13 protein-coding genes are annotated in these 14,905 nt (G+C 47.2%); 4 read left to right on the plus strand and 9 right to left on the minus strand.

All coding sequences use genetic code 11. The features are described 5' to 3' along the window. Positions 1–84: 84 nt before the first annotated feature. Positions 85–741 carry a hypothetical protein gene (locus JMX98_RS08295; protein WP_227680096.1) on the plus strand — a complete coding sequence of 219 codons (657 nt, stop codon included), beginning with the start codon at positions 85–87 and terminating at the stop codon, positions 739–741. A 174-nt stretch (positions 742–915) separates the two neighbouring features. Here the strand turns inward: JMX98_RS08295 and JMX98_RS08300 are convergent, their stop codons facing one another. The 7 genes from JMX98_RS08300 to yghU all read right to left on the minus strand — a co-directional run bounded on the left by JMX98_RS08300 (position 916) and on the right by yghU (position 11,167). Next, a complete protein-coding gene (locus JMX98_RS08300; protein ID WP_201585868.1) occupies positions 916–1,320 on the minus strand; it encodes a helix-turn-helix transcriptional regulator in 405 nt (134 codons plus the stop codon). Between the two features lie 104 nt (positions 1,321–1,424). Then, positions 1,425–2,168, minus strand: coding sequence for a zinc-dependent peptidase (locus JMX98_RS08305; protein ID WP_201585869.1), 744 nt, complete (start codon positions 2,166–2,168; stop codon positions 1,425–1,427). A 56-nt stretch (positions 2,169–2,224) separates the two neighbouring features. After that, positions 2,225–4,783, minus strand: a complete 2,559-nt coding sequence (uvrA, locus tag JMX98_RS08310) for an excinuclease ABC subunit UvrA (protein WP_201585871.1) — start codon at positions 4,781–4,783, stop codon at positions 2,225–2,227. Between the two features lie 216 nt (positions 4,784–4,999). Then, complete coding sequence (locus JMX98_RS08315) at positions 5,000–6,244, minus strand: DUF819 domain-containing protein (RefSeq protein WP_201585873.1); 1,245 nt, start codon at positions 6,242–6,244, stop codon at positions 5,000–5,002. A 262-nt stretch (positions 6,245–6,506) separates the two neighbouring features. Continuing rightward, positions 6,507–8,150: a DEAD/DEAH box helicase gene (locus JMX98_RS08320; protein ID WP_201585875.1), complete on the minus strand. Its 1,644-nt coding sequence runs from the start codon at positions 8,148–8,150 to the stop codon at positions 6,507–6,509. A 496-nt stretch (positions 8,151–8,646) separates the two neighbouring features. Next, positions 8,647–9,756, minus strand: a complete 1,110-nt coding sequence (locus tag JMX98_RS08325) for a DUF1176 domain-containing protein (RefSeq protein ID WP_227680097.1) — start codon at positions 9,754–9,756, stop codon at positions 8,647–8,649. Between the two features lie 541 nt (positions 9,757–10,297). After that, positions 10,298–11,167, minus strand: coding sequence for a glutathione-dependent disulfide-bond oxidoreductase (yghU, locus tag JMX98_RS08330; RefSeq protein ID WP_201585877.1), 870 nt, complete (start codon positions 11,165–11,167; stop codon positions 10,298–10,300). Between the two features lie 282 nt (positions 11,168–11,449). Here yghU and JMX98_RS08335 point away from each other — a divergent pair, with 282 nt between their 5' ends. Further along, positions 11,450–11,653: a hypothetical protein gene (locus JMX98_RS08335; RefSeq protein ID WP_201585878.1), complete on the plus strand. Its 204-nt coding sequence runs from the start codon at positions 11,450–11,452 to the stop codon at positions 11,651–11,653. A gap of 44 nt (positions 11,654–11,697) precedes the next feature. After that, on the plus strand, positions 11,698–13,074 hold the full coding sequence (locus JMX98_RS08340; RefSeq protein WP_201585879.1) for a DHA2 family efflux MFS transporter permease subunit: 1,377 nt from the start codon (positions 11,698–11,700) through the stop codon (positions 13,072–13,074). Between the two features lie 167 nt (positions 13,075–13,241). Here the strand turns inward: JMX98_RS08340 and bfr (JMX98_RS08345) are convergent, their stop codons facing one another. Together bfr (JMX98_RS08345) and bfr (JMX98_RS08350) are read right to left on the minus strand one after the other, a co-directional pair. Next, entirely contained in the window at positions 13,242–13,724 is a 483-nt protein-coding gene (bfr, locus tag JMX98_RS08345; protein ID WP_201585880.1) for a bacterioferritin, read from the minus strand. Between the two features lie 73 nt (positions 13,725–13,797). Then, positions 13,798–14,286 carry a bacterioferritin gene (gene bfr / locus JMX98_RS08350; RefSeq protein ID WP_105245770.1) on the minus strand — a complete coding sequence of 163 codons (489 nt, stop codon included), beginning with the start codon at positions 14,284–14,286 and terminating at the stop codon, positions 13,798–13,800. 365 nt (positions 14,287–14,651) lie between these two features. Between bfr (JMX98_RS08350) and JMX98_RS08355 the strand changes: the two genes are divergently transcribed. Continuing rightward, positions 14,652–14,905 (plus strand): transposase (locus tag JMX98_RS08355; protein ID WP_201585881.1); only part of this gene is annotated, 254 nt, incomplete at its 3' end.

Below are 14,905 nucleotides of genomic sequence, written 5' to 3' on the forward strand. Positions count from 1 at the left end.
CTGTCTTATCGTATCATTCAGATTGAGATGATTAACGATTGTCGCTTTGCATATTCCCAGTAATGGCTATCATAAGGACACAATATGACCCTATTTGCAGCATTAAAGCCCCCTTATTTTTCGATAATGACAAGTGGTATGTTCGCCTTTGTATTGGCAGCAACAGGCTGTCAATCCTCAGCTGAGTCCACTATAAATACATCGGCGCAATCCACCAACACCCCCGTAACCACCGACATGAGCCAACAAACGCTCAAACAGCAAGCGTTACGCATCCAGCGTGCACTTGCCAATAACGACTATGCCAGAATCACCAAAGACATTCATCCTACCCGTGGTGTGCGTTTCTCTATGTATGCCTATGTGCGCCCTGAGTCCGATAAGGTCTTTAGCCGTGAACAGTATGCTCAGTATTTGCAGCAGTCCAAAATTCGCTTTACTTGGGGTGAACGTGACGGCTCTGGTGAGCCATTAATCATACCGCTACCAGAGTACCTAGACACTTGGGTAAAGGCCAAAACCTTTAATGACGCTACCCTTAGCGTCAATGAGTTTCAAAAAAGTGGCAATAGCATCAACAACCTAAATAAAATATATCAAAACTCTGATGTCGTTGAGTTTTACTATAAAGGTAGTGATGAATACAGCGGTTTAGACTGGCGGGTGTTGCGCTTGGTGTTTGATGACTATCAAGGTAAGCGTTATCTGGTAGCCGTTATCACTGACCAGTGGACGACTTAGTGCATTTATACGCAAATAGTGGCTAAAACAGCAGAATGTTGACATGTTGACGCTCAACCATGATGCCCTGCCCTTTTTTGCTGTCTTTATACCATATATTCGTATTTATAAATATAAAAGACTATGTTATTGCTTATTTTTCAAGTATTTCAGTTTAGCGTTAATAATACCTTGTTATCCCGTGTTGGGCGTATCTCGAGGCGGATAACCAAAATACTGTTTATAAATGCGAGAAAAGTAACTTTGGTCGCCATAGCCGACCCTATAAGCGACTTCTTCAATGGTGACATAGCTCTTTGATTTTAAAATATGATTGGCCTGCTTTAAGCGCAGCATCTTGACCCATTCCGAAAAGCTATAAGGCAAGCTGGCAAAGAGTTTGTGCAAGTATCTAATAGAAATATGACAAGCTGCAGCGACGGTGTTTGGGCTCAAATCAGGGTTTGCTAAATTTAAATTCACATAATGCTCGATACGTTTGAGATGCACAGACTGTATCGCTGACATCTCACTCATCATCACCTCTTTGGGTGCACTCAATGTCAAGACAATCAGGTTTAGCAGCTTGGCATGCTGCAAAAATCCCAAAAACTTATTGGGCTGCCGAATTTATGCGTGTTTTGCTGTTTATATTAACATTGATATGATGAGTACATCTATGACTGACGGTTTTGCTATAAAGACTACAGCGGTGTTTGCTGAAAAAACTTCACCATAATGTCATAAATATCAGGATACGCATCGAATAGCTTTTGCGGGGTCTCAAAAAACACCTCGCTAAGCACTGCAAAAAACTCCGCTGGATTGGTCGCACCATAGCGATCCAGTCCTGACTTGCGATGATTTTGAAAATCTTCAAAATCACGGCTCATAATTTCCGTCCAGCGCGCCGGATCCATATTAGGGTGCATGGGCGGAAAACCATTGGCGCGGCCATTTAACATATCGAGCTTATGCACAAACTCATGAATGACCACATTATGACCGTCACGCTCGCCTGAGTGCTTGGCATCCTTCCATGACAGTATCACAGGCCCACGCTGCCACGCCTCTCCGCTTCGATGCTGCTGGCCCTCATGAACGATACCGAACTCATCAATAGTGGTGCTCTCACTTTTATATGAGCCGTGGTAGATGATGACTGAAGACCAGCCTTTATACCATTCCAGCCCTAAATTTAGAATCGGTAGGCAAGCTTGCAAGGCAATCGACAGTCTGACTTTATCGGTAATCTCAAAGCCCTGCGCGCCGGTAATCGACTTTTCATCTAAGAATAACGTCGCCAGCTCAAACAGACGGCTCCTTTCGTCCTCATTTAGTCTATCAAGTATCACAATGCGCTTGGCAGCTTGCCGCCAATCAGCCGTGGTAAACTCACTATTGTCTAGTATGCGCTGCTCACGCCAGTCTTTTATCATGCCAAACATGGTTGTTCCTTAACGTTAAACGATATGCAATGATGATAATACTGCGCCAATTAACGCTATATCAATAAAAACGGTGCAGTTTGGCTGGTCTTTGATGTTGCCACATCCTCAGGTATACCTTGAGCAACGACTTGCCCGCCTGCATCCCCTGCTCCCGGCCCAATATCGATAATCCAATCGCTATTGCTGGCCACTTGCATATCGTGTTCAACCATAATGACGGTATTGCCTGCCTCGACGAGCGCATCCAATTGCGCCATCAGCATCGACACATCGGCAGGATGTAGGCCAGTGGTCGGCTCATCAAGGATATAAAGCGTATCGCCACGCTGGGTACGTTGTAGCTCGGTGGCAAGCTTGATACGCTGCGCCTCGCCGCCCGACAGTTCAGTCGCTGGCTGCCCCAGACGCAAGTAGCCAAGACCAACTTGCAAGAGAGCATCTAAAGCACGTAATATCGAGGCTTCTCCATCAAAAAACGTATAAGCAGATTCTACCGTGAGATCCAGCACTTCAGCGATGTTTTTATCTCGGTAAGTAATCGCCAACGTGTCATTATCATAGCGCTGACCGTGACAGACTTGGCAAGGCGCATAAACACTCGGCAAAAATAACAGCTCGACACTGACAAACCCTAGGCCTTCACAGTTGGGGCAACGACCCTTTGGTGTGTTAAAGGAAAAACGTCCCGCATCATAGCCGCGCGCTTTGGCCTCCGCCGTTGCCGCAAATAATTTACGCACATCATCGAACAGCCCTGTATAGGTGGCAAGGTTTGAGCGCGGCGTACGACCAATGGCTTTTTGATTGATATCAATAAGGCGGCTGACTTTGTCCATACCAGCAATGATTTGGCCTTTAGTGACCGTCTCGATCTCCTGATCTAACAAATCCGCTTCATCAGTTGCAGCTTGGGTAACCACTTCTTTCCCTAAGGCTTCATTAACTAATTCAACTAGCGCCTGACTGACCAAGCTCGATTTACCTGACCCCGATACGCCAGTGACACAAGTCATCACCCCTAGCGGAAACGCAATACTTAACCCTTGGATGTTGTTACGCTCTATATCAGTAAGCTTTAGCCAAGCGTTAGGTTTTCTAAGCGGTTTTTTGTGCGCCGTCTTTTTATCGGTAAAGAGATATTGTGCGGTTGTTGATGCAGCAACCTGACGCAAACCCTCTACAGGGCCACTATAGACAATTTTTCCACCATGCGTGCCCGCCTTGGGTCCGACATCGACCACCCAATCGGCATGGCGAATAACGCTCACATCATGCTCGACGACAAACACTGAATTGCCAACGGCGATAAGCTCATCCAATGCCCCTAGCAGTGCTTGCGTGTCGGCAGGATGCAAGCCTGCGGATGGCTCATCAAGCACATAGACCACGCCAAACAGCTGCGAGCGTATTTGCGTGGCTAATCTTAGACGCTGCAACTCCCCTGGTGACAATGTCGGCGTGGTGCGCTCAAGCGACAAGTAACCCAAGCCCAGTCTCGTTAGTGCTTCAACACGCGCTAATATATCACTAGCAATGCGCTGTGCGACGATGGCTTTTTCACGGTTGGGGGTGTCATCTTCGATTTTTGCATGCGCTGTTTTTTCCAGCGTCAATGCCAGATCAGTTAATGTAAGTTGCGACAGCTCGCCGATATCCAGCCCTGCAAACTTTACTGATAGCGATTCTTTTTTGAGTTTTTTACCGTGGCACTCTGGGCATATAGATATTTGCATAAACTGCGAGACCCGTTTTTTGACCCGTGGGCTTTGCGTGGTGGTAAAGGCATTTAGGATAAAGTTTTTGGCGCTGATATACGTGCCCATATAATTGGGCTTTTCTCCTTTTTCAATCGCAGCACGCGTCTGCGCCATATCGTATTCAGGATAGACGGGGACTGTTGGCGTCTCATCGGTAAACAAAATCCAGTCGCGAGACTTTTTGGACAATTTGTGCCACGGCGTATCGATATCATAGCCAAGCGTGGTTAATATTCGGCTTAGGTTTTGTCCTTGCCAAGCGCCAGGCCACGATGCAATCGCCCGCTCACGAATGGACTTGCTACCATCAGGCACCATCAACTCTTCGGTCACATCAAACACTCGGCCAATACCCGAACACATCGGGCACGCCCCCTCTGGCGTATTGGGCGAGAATGCATCGGCGTAGAGCATGTCTTGATCTGCTGGGTACTCGCCAGCTCGTGAGTACAACATCCGCAAGCCGTTTGATATGGTCGTGACACTACCAACGGAGGAGCGTACAGAAGGCGTGCCCCGCTGCTGCTGTAAGGCGACTGCGGGAGGCAGGCCTTCTATGGCATCGACATCTGGCTCGTCCACTTGATCGATCAGACGCCTTGCATACGGCGACACCGAATCCAGATAACGCCGCTGTGATTCGGCGAACAAAGTCCCAAACGCCAGCGATGACTTCCCTGAGCCTGATATACCCGTAAACACCACCAGCGCATCACGTGGCAAATCAACATCGACGTTTTTTAGATTATGCACACGTGCGCCTCGGACTTGAACGTGGCTGTTTGGTTGCTTGTTTCGCTGGTGATTGGGAGTGCTATAAGGGTCGTGGGAGTTTGTGTTATTGTACTTGGCCATACCGCAGTCTTTCCTCTTAACTCATTATTATTATAAGATTTGATTAACGAGAGGTTAACACACCTTGGCTGTGGGCTAGAGCTAGGCTTACGTATTCATAGCATAGAGAGACAAAACGATAACTTTATACCTAAATGACATAAAAAGAGCGTGTTAAGAAAATATCTTAGCACGCTCTTTTTAATTGAGATTGACAGCTCAGAGGAATTTTTAACCTTAGCCCACCACCAGCCGCATCATCTGCGTGCTGATATAGCCGCCAAAAGTACCGACCGCATAACCAAGAATACCCAAAAACACCCCAACTGGTGCGAGTGATGGATGAAAGGCGGTAGCGACAATCGGGGCTGAGGACGCGCCGCCTGTATTGGCATTGGAGCCCACGGCCAAAAAGAAGAACGGCGCACGAATGAGCCTTGCGACAGCAAAGATAATGACAACGTGAATACTCATCCATAGCAGACCGATAAGTAGTAGGCGCCACTGCGAGACAATACCGGCTAGATTGATTTGCATGCCGATAGCCGCGATAAGCACAAAGATAAATACTGTACCGATTTTGGAGGCGCCCACATGATCAAGCCGGCGAATTTTGGTAAAAGAGAAGATCACCCCTATGATGGTAATGATAACCACCATCCAAAAGAAGCTACTGGCAAAGCTGTACTGCACCGCCCAGCTATAAGGCGCAAACAACCCTGCGATTTGCCCGCCCAAAAAGTGCGCCACGCCCACCATGGCAAAGCACAGGCCAAACATCACCATGAGGTCATTCAAAGTCGCAGGCCGCGCATGGTGGCGCTCATAGCTCTCAACTGCGGTGATGACTTTGTCGATACTACTGCTATCAGCTTTTAACAATTTATCAATTTTATCACTGTGTTTGGCCATGATAAGTATCGCGAGTAACCACAGCGAAGCGTTGGTGGTATCGACCAGAATCATCATGCCAAACAAGTCATCACTGACCCCAAATAGCTCCTTCATCGCCGCTTGGTTAGCCGCGCCGCCAATCCAGCTGCCCGCCACCGCCGAAAACCCACGCCACAAGGTGTCATCACTAAACATACTGGGCGACACCCATTTGGCGATGCCTAAGCTGATCGGACCACTGATGATAATGGCGATACTGGCGGCAAAAAACATAGCAATCGCCTTCCATCCTAGACCCAATATCTTGGGCACATCCATCGACAGAGTCATCAGTAGCAAGCTGGCTGGCAACAGGTAGGTAGCAGTAAAGCCATAAATCTGCGAGCCAACACCGTCTGCAAAAACCCCTAAGCTGTTGAGCGTTGCGGGTATAAAGCAGCACAGAACGATACCGGGCAGTATGGCATAAAAACGTCGCCAAAATTTACCAGGCAGCCCTTGGGTATAAAACACCAAACCGATAATGGCCATGATAATACCAAAGGCTAATGGCAGGCTATCGATTGCTAAACTTGAGGTGGCGGGCATCAGAGGCCTCCGAGTGTACGATTGATCAAAGCCCGTCAGTATAGACAAGGCAAAAAATAGGTGCAAGCAAGGATCCTGCATTCACCTGCGTTTATCCTATTTGTTTGATGATGGGTGGTTATTAAATAGCCAACACCATTTAGTCCTTACCTATAGCCAAAAAAAAGCCAGATAATACGTATCTGGCTTTTTTGTTATTGGGCGAGTTTTATACCGCTATATATCACAGTGTCATCAACGCCAGCAATATTATAGCGCTGTATTACGAGTTTTTACCACGGTTGCCGCCGTTTGGACGACCTTGGCCACGGCTGTCAGAGCGACCCGCTGGGCGGCCTTGACTACCACTTGGACGACCACGGCCTGTAGCTGCACGGTCACCGCGCTTACCCTGATATGGTTTACCACCAAAACGGTCTTTTGGCTTACCTGATGAATCACGTGACTTGCCAGCACCTTGGCCTTGGTATCCACTATCATTGCTGGCGCGCTGGCCTGTTGCTGCGCGATCGTTTGAGCGACCACGTCCACCGCCAGTAGACTTGCCAGCATAACCACCGCTTGAGCGGCCACGGCCTTGACCACCACCGTTAGAGCGTCCGCGACCACGGCCACGCCCGCGTCCTTTGTTTTCGCTTGGTACGTAGGTTTTCTTAGGCTCCATGCCTTCGATGACGCACACTTCCATCTGACGATCTAAGTAGCGGTTGATGGCGTTTAACTGTGGGCGATCATCCATACTGCATAGGCTGATGGCGACACCGGTACGACCTGCACGGCCACAGCGGCCGATACGGTGCACGTAGTCTTCTGTTTGACGCGGTAAGTCGTAGTTGATGACGTGTGAGATGGCTGGCACGTCAAGACCACGGGCAGCAACATCAGTCGCTACTAGGATTTTGCATTTGCCATTACGTAAGTCTTGCACGATACGGTTACGCTTGCTTTGCGGCAAGTCTCCATGTAAAAAGCTGGCTTTGTGGCCTTGCTCTTGTAGCGATTTGGCCAGTTTTTCTGTACTGCGTTTGGTCGCCGCAAAGATGATGATTTGATCCATCTCTGGTTGGCAAACCACTTTATCAAGCAATCTGTTTTTGTGATCAAAATCATCACAGTAGTACACTTTTTCTTCGATGTGTGCTGACTCTACCTTGATAGACACGCGCTCAGGGTTTTTGGTAAAGCTGGCAGCGATTTTGCCGACAGGACCATCCCAAGTGGCTGAACACATGATCGTCTGACGATCGGTTGGCGCGGCGCTCAAGATATCACTGATGTCATCAGCAAAACCCATGTCAAGCATACGGTCCGCTTCATCTAGTACCAACACTTCAAGGTTTGATAAATCCACACGGCCTGCTTTGATATGGTCAAGCAAACGACCAGGCGTGGCGACGATGACCTGTACACCTTTACGTAGGGCGGTGATTTGACCGTTGTAAGGCGCGCCGCCGACCAATGGCACGCAGAACAAACCGCGCATGTCTTTTGAGTACGTGCGCACGCTGTCATGCACCTGCTGAGCAAGCTCGCGCGTTGGCGTTAGGATAAGGGCTTTGGTGAGCTTATCAAAGCTGGTGGCACGGCTTAGGCGATCAAGTACAGGGATAACAAAAGCGGCGGTCTTACCACTACCGGTTTGCGCAGACAACAATAGGTCGCGGCCTTGTAGGGCAAAAGGAATGGCTTGTTCTTGGATGGGTGTTGGATTGGTATAACCGATGCGATCAAGCGCGGTCAAAATCGGCTTGGCAATATTAAGATCGCTAAAGGTTGTTTTGTCTTCTGAGACCGCGTCTGTTGCTGCTTGAGCAGTAGGGTCTGTTTTAGAGGTGTCCGTGTTTGGCGTATCGGTGCTTTCGATGATGCCGTTTTCAGCGGCGATGGCAGATAAGATATCAGTCATGAGAATCCTTGGGTAAGTATAAGATGCTGTACATTCAGCAAGCTTGATGCATACCACTGATAACCGTTCACCACACCACCTTTATAAGCTACCATCGAACCATATAACGATATCGATCGTTAGAAGCTAAGCGATTCAAGCTAAGCTTCTATCATAAATGCATGTGTGCTGTCTGACGTATTTTGGTGGTAGTGCCGAGTGTCTTATCCTTGCTTGCTATCAGCGTATTATCAATGCTTTGTCCAAAGCAGATAATCGAAAACAACAACCAATCCAAACCATAGTGATGATTCAGTAGATAAGATATGAGTCAAAAACAACGATAAAAACGTTATTTAAGTACACAAAATCATCGGCAACAATTACTCATGGTCAATCCTAGACCCAAAATCGCAGGCGATGTTATCAATCTCATAATTCACAAAAGCCTAAGCTTTCGTGGCGACGTAGTATAGCACAATAAAAAACTAACTGTAGCTATTTTTGCAATATCCTATTATTTGCCTATTTTTACCTCCGTGACATAGGTTGGCAGCTGCCACGCGCCGCCCGCCTCGATCATACGGCACAGTCCTGTGGTGCTTTCATGGCTTTTTTCAAATGCCCTGCCCGTCCATAGCCAATCAACCTGACTGATACAGTCGCCGATGCCGCGGCCTTTTTGTACCGAGCTTAGCTTGCCCTTGTCATAGCTGGTGGCACTGGTGGTCACCAAGGTCGGCTTATAAGGTTTTTTGTCATTAATGACCCAGACGCCGCTGCCTGCATTATAGGCACTCACCCAGCAATCATGCTGCGCGAGTAATTGAGAGTTGTTTAAGCGGCTGACCCGCCATGGCGACTTATCATCTAAGTTTGGGCAGTCACGATCAGCATCTTTTAAGGTCTCTTTCATCAGCGCGGCAAGCTGGGACGACCTCATGACGAATTTTCGTTGACCGCTGGGCACAGCTTTCGGGTTGGGAGCGACAAACCTTAGCTTTGGCGCAGGCTTGGGCGCCAAGACACTGCTATTGGGTTTGGCGGCGCCTTCAGCCTTAATAAAAGCGCTCGGTGTCCCTACTCGCCCCTGAAACTCATCGGCCTTGAGCATGACAGCGCTGGCCCCTTTATCCGACAACTGCCAGCGGGAGTTGCGCAAAACCAGCTCAATCTTACTCGTTTTGGTCAATGCCTCTAATAGCGCATTGACTTGCGTGGCGGTCAGCTCAGCGTTGCCAGCGGCAGCAGAAAAAGGCCGAGTCTCGCCATAGTCTCTGCCATTGATCAGCAGTGATATACGGTGACGGCTGCCAAGCTGCATCAACGCCTTTGAGGAGCTTTCTTTAGCGCCGCCCAGCTTGATCTTGCCATCGACATCTGCATTTGCCCCAGCGCGGCGTACTAGTAGAACCGAGACTGGAAACTCACTGTTGTTTTCTGCTTGATAGCCTGCCAGCCGGCAAGTGCGGGTGTTATCACAAGCCACCTGCCAGTCTTGACTGGTAAACTCGATACCGCCGTCTGCCGCCATGCTGGCTGTACTAACGACAGCAGCACCGATAGCAGCGACCAAGGGTATAGGAATATGAATAAACTGAGAAAATGAGAGGGTATTTTTTATCATAAATAAAAGTATCTTTGTTATTTTTTTAAAAGATTTTATTGTTTTAGGAATGAGATAATGTTTGGATATAGGCAACTCACTACCTATCATAAGACCAGTCACGCCAGCCACAGGGTTTGGTCTGCTGTCTTGCTCGCTGCTATGTAACATACACATATGTAATATACTACGCCGCTGCTGAGCTTGGCAGGAGTTGCTAAAGTCTCCTAGCTTGGTATCATCCTTCATAGTCACTATCCATTAATTAATAGACGATGTCTACGCACCTGTTATAAATGTGGCGACATGCTATATTAACGTATTAATGTTTCTATCTGTTGTACTAATGTACCATTGTGTAATTAGATAAATATACTGCTATTACAATATAAACATATATGAATGTAGAATGACAAGCGATATCTAAAACAGCATATTAAGTATCAAAAAATCGAAAATAGGGCTGATAAGTCATCACTTATCAGCCCTATTGTTCTAACTATAATCAATTTGGCATAAAATCGATATGCCGACATACCCTGTGTGACTGGTATAAATACGGTTATTGATTGATAGGTTTTAAGCTCAAGTCTACAGCGCGCTTGACCGCTGGACGCTCAGCGATATTTTGAGCCCAGCGTTTGACATGCTGATACTCATCGACTTGTAAGAATTCAGCCGCATCATAGAGCTTGCCAAGCACCAATTGTCCATACCATGCCCAAATAATCATATCAGCGATGTTGTAATCGCTGTCATCATTACCGCACATATAGCTGTGATCTTTTAAATGCTTATCTAGCACATCAAGCTGCCGTTTGGTCTCCATCGTATAGCGGTTGATCGGATACTCTAAAGGCTCAGGTGCATATGCGTAAAAATGCCCAAACCCGCCGCCTAAAAAAGGCGCACTGCCCATCTGCCACATGACCCAAGACAGACAATCGGCGCGCGCCTTGCCTAAAGATAGCGGAATAAACTTGCCAAACTTTTCGGCCAGATACATCATGATAGCGCCCGACTCAAAGATAGCGATAGGCTCATCTGCCTCATCATGCGAGCGATCGACCAAGGCGGGAATCTTTGAGTTTGGGTTTATGTCTACAAACCCTGAGCCAAACTGATCGCCCTCAGAGATATCAATTTTATACGCATCATACTCAGCACCTTTGACGCCCAGCTCAGCCAGCTCTTCTAAGAGGATGTTGACCTTGACGCCGTTAGGGGTGTTGAGCGAATACAGCTGCAACGGCGCGCCGCCCACCGGCAGCACTTGCTCGTGGCGCGCGCCAGCAGTTGGCCGATTGATACTGGCAAACTTGCCACCATTGTCTTTGTCTTGCACCCATACTTTGGGCGGGACGTAGGCGGCGTTTGCTCTACTTGTGCTGTTATTATCAGCATGCGTGCTATGGTGATTGTTTTGTTTCATCATATCTCCTTACTATCGAATATTATTGATGCCTATTATTTATTGGTACTGAGGTAATTGGTACTGAGGTATTAGTCCCTAGGTGGTTAATGAGTTGTTCAGTGCCTATTATCTATCCGGTTGTTCAGTGCCTATTATCTGTCCATTGGGTGTCGGCTGTTTTTATTTAAGATGTATCAGTCATTACTATAACGACACTCTGCCTTGATATTAAAGCCCTCTCTTGTAAATAAGCGCTTTTTGACCATACCAAGTGGCCATGCCAGCGCCTAGGTTCTAAACTTGTGGTTAGCTCTGAATGCAGTTGATGCAGTTTTTGATAGTGGTTTTCTCTGCGGTGATGTTTGTTTTTATCGCCCGCTTTTATTGCTACTGTTTATCGTTGCTATTTATCGTTACTTTGATTCACTGTTATTATATGCCGCTGTTTCTTATACTACCCAGCTTGTGCCACTTATCGGCTGTGGCTGCTTCGCTCGCGAATAAACCGATCATTTGCTGATTAACACCCAATATCCAATGAGAGTCACATGGTAACGCTAACCCCAATGCAAGATAAATACCTACCCTACGTGTTAGCGGTAGCGCTGTTTATGCAGATATTAGACGCGACTATTTTAAATACCTCGCTGCCACAGATGGCACAAGCTCTCGGCGAGTCGCCGCTAAAAATGCAATGGGCGGTGATCAGTTATGCGCTGACGTTGGCGATTTTTATCCCTATCAGTGGCTTTTTGGCGGACAAATACGGTACGCGGCGTATATTTTTGACTGCCATTGTTATTTTTTCTATTGGCTCGCTACTGTGCGCAGCCTCGCCCACGTTGGATTTTTTGATAGGCTCACGAGTGATACAAGGGATTGGCGGGGCGATGATGACGCCTGTTGCGCGCCTAATCTTGGTCAAGTCTTATCCGCGCAACAAGCTGCTAACTGTCATGAACTTTGCCGTGATACCGGCCTTGGTCGCGCCACTCGTGGGGCCGGTGCTGGGCGGCTATATCGTCCAGTATGCCAGTTGGCATTGGATATTTTTGATCAATATCCCGATGGGTGTTTTAGGGTTTGTTATGGGCAAAAAACTGGTGCCTGCGTTGTTTGAAGATACCCAGCGCCTTGATTGGCTAGGCTTTGGGCTGTTTGCCGCGGCGGCATGTGGGTTTACGCTCGCCGTAGAGTTTGGCTCGCAGGTAGGCCGCGGCATGTATGGTCTGCTGCTAGCGGTGGCCGCCAGCGTATTGCTAGGCGCTTATGTGGCACATGCCAAACGCCGCCCCGCGCCTTTATTTCCACTGAGTCTATTTGATATTCGTACCTTTCGTATCGGTATTACGGGCAATTTATTTACCCGTTTGGGTATCAGTGCTGTGCCGTTCTTACTGCCATTATTATTACAAGTGGTGTTTGAGTATTCGCCCTCGCAGGCAGGCTGGCTGCTTGCGCCTATCGCCATTGGTGCTATCGGTATCAAGCCTTGGGTCAGCAAAATCATCCAACGCTTTAGCTATCGCAAAGTTTTGGTGTTAAATACCCTGCTCATCGGTATACTCATCATCTTATTGGCGCAGTTCAACGACCCTGATAATTGGTTATGGTTTATCCCGCTGCTTACCTTGATGGGCGCGTGTAACTCTATGCAGTTTAGCGCGATGAACACCATTACCATTGGTGATTTGGAAGGCGCGCAGACCAGTAGCGGCAATAGCCTCATGGCAGTCAATCAGCAGCTAGCAATTGGCTTTGGTATTGCCTTTGGGGCGGCGGTGCTCAACCTATTACGTGAGCGCTTTGGACTAGACACGCTGGCGGCGTTTCAAACGACTTATTGGATATTGGGGATTTTAACCATTTTATCAGGGCTGTATTTTTTACGACTCAAGCCTGAAGATGGTCGCGGTTTATATTAGGGCTTATCTTAGGTACGTCTCACAGGTAACAAGCAATCGATAGTTGTCTTAGCACTTTATCATTATAAACACCTGTCTTATAGACATAAAAATACCAGCATGTCCTTTGATATATCTTAAAAGATACTCAAAAGACAAGCTGGCAAGTGTCAGTCAAGAGTGGCTAATTACGGTGCGTCGTCGTCATGCATTTGTGACTGAATATAACGCTCAACCCCGATACTTTGTATCAAGTCTTCTTGAGTCTCCAGCCAATCGTCATATTCCTCATTACCATCTTTTAGCGTGACCAATAGCTGGCGTGATACATAATCACGTTTTTCTTCACATAGGGTAATTGCCTCAGTGATAATAGTGAATTTTTGCTTTTCTAAACGCAGGTTGCACTCAATCATCTCAGGCACGTCCTCTGCAAGGAACATCTTGCCATAATCTTGTAAGTTTGGCAGACCGCCTAATAATAAGATACGCGCAATCAAATCATCCGACCACTTCATCTCAGCGATAGACTGTTTATAAAAATGCTCGTTTAATGCTTCAAGCCCCCAATGACGAGCGATACGCGCATGCAAAAAATACTGGTTGATGGCAATCAATGACTGTCCGAGTACTTTATTTAAGGCGCGAATGACCTCTTTATCCCCTTTCATATTTTCTCTCCCTACTCTATTTAATCTATGATACGTGCTCTAAATATTGCAGCTTAATATAGCTGTGACGATACTAGACAATATCAGGAGACACTTCTGCCATTTGGCTTTGTAGATAGTTTGGCAGACCGATCATATCGATAAGGCGCAGCTGCTGTTCTAACCAATGTGCATGATCTTCTTCAGTATCTTTCAGCTGCTCGACCAACATCTCGCGGGTGACGTAGTCGTGCTCTTCTTCACACAGCGCAATACCGTCTTTTAGGTGCTGCTGTACTTGATACTCTAAATCAAGGTCAAACTGTAGCATCTCAGGGACGGTGCTACCGATGTTGATCCCATCAACGCTCATCTTTGGCGTGCCGCCAAGCATCAAAATACGGCGGATAATGGCCTGCGCGTGCAAGGTCTCATCTTCCATTTCATGATGGATGCGGTCGTATAGCTTGCCGTAGTGCCATTCAGCATACATTTCTGAATGAATAAAATACTGATCACGCGCAGCAAGCTCGCCGCCCAATAAAAAATTTAAATAATCAATGACTTTCTGGCTACCTATCATCACCCATACTCCTATTGTTGTCTCGCAGGTTAAATTCACAATATTGCATATAATAAAAGCGTTATTGGTAAACTGCTTAGTAAAGATTAAAGTCCGTCAGACTTCTTACAATATCAGACAGATATAGTAGCATATAGAGGTGCTAGCGCTTGTAATGTTATGAACTAAGAATAAGATGCTAATTGAGAATCATAATTAACTAGCATGGCTGATGAGTGCGTCATCAACCAGTATGTGAGATAGAGGCAGTACGTGAGGTAGAAATTGCGTGAAAGGATGGTGGTGCAAGAGGTATACGCAGGAGAGCCGAGCCTTTCCCAAACTCTGTGTAACTGCTTATAATCCAATGTAAAGGAGAATAAGCAATGACAAAAGAAACAGAACTAAAGAAGTTAGCCGAACAAATGGCTGGTAGCATGAAAAGCTTCGATGACATCAAAGACTTTCAAAAGCAGCTCATGCAGTCCTTCATCGACACTGCCCTAGAAGCAGAAATGGAAGAGCATCTCGGCTACCCCAAGCATGAAAAAGCAGATAAGCCTAACAAGCGCAATGGGCACACTAAAAAGAGAGTCCGTAGCGACACAGGCGAGCTTGAGATCTCCACCCCCAGAGATCT

This window comes from Psychrobacter sp. HII-4, assembly GCF_904846595.1.
GTDB lineage: Bacteria > Pseudomonadota > Gammaproteobacteria > Pseudomonadales > Moraxellaceae > Psychrobacter > Psychrobacter celer.

Coding starts and splice junctions, on each gene's coding strand:
- bfr (WP_105245770.1), bottom strand. CDS start 14,286: ATGATAGGTAGCCAGAAAGTCATTGATTATTTAAATTTTTTATTGGGC.
- yghU (WP_201585877.1), bottom strand. CDS start 11,167: ATGAAACAAAACAATCACCATAGCACGCATGCTGATAATAACAGCACA.
- JMX98_RS08320 (WP_201585875.1), bottom strand. CDS start 8,150: ATGACTGATATCTTATCTGCCATCGCCGCTGAAAACGGCATCATCGAA.
- JMX98_RS08315 (WP_201585873.1), bottom strand. CDS start 6,244: ATGCCCGCCACCTCAAGTTTAGCAATCGATAGCCTGCCATTAGCCTTT.
- JMX98_RS08325 (WP_227680097.1), bottom strand. CDS start 9,756: ATGATAAAAAATACCCTCTCATTTTCTCAGTTTATTCATATTCCTATA.
- JMX98_RS08295 (WP_227680096.1), top strand. CDS start 85: ATGACCCTATTTGCAGCATTAAAGCCCCCTTATTTTTCGATAATGACA.
- uvrA (WP_201585871.1), bottom strand. CDS start 4,783: ATGGCCAAGTACAATAACACAAACTCCCACGACCCTTATAGCACTCCC.
- bfr (WP_201585880.1), bottom strand. CDS start 13,724: ATGAAAGGGGATAAAGAGGTCATTCGCGCCTTAAATAAAGTACTCGGA.
- JMX98_RS08305 (WP_201585869.1), bottom strand. CDS start 2,168: ATGTTTGGCATGATAAAAGACTGGCGTGAGCAGCGCATACTAGACAAT.
- JMX98_RS08340 (WP_201585879.1), top strand. CDS start 11,698: ATGGTAACGCTAACCCCAATGCAAGATAAATACCTACCCTACGTGTTA.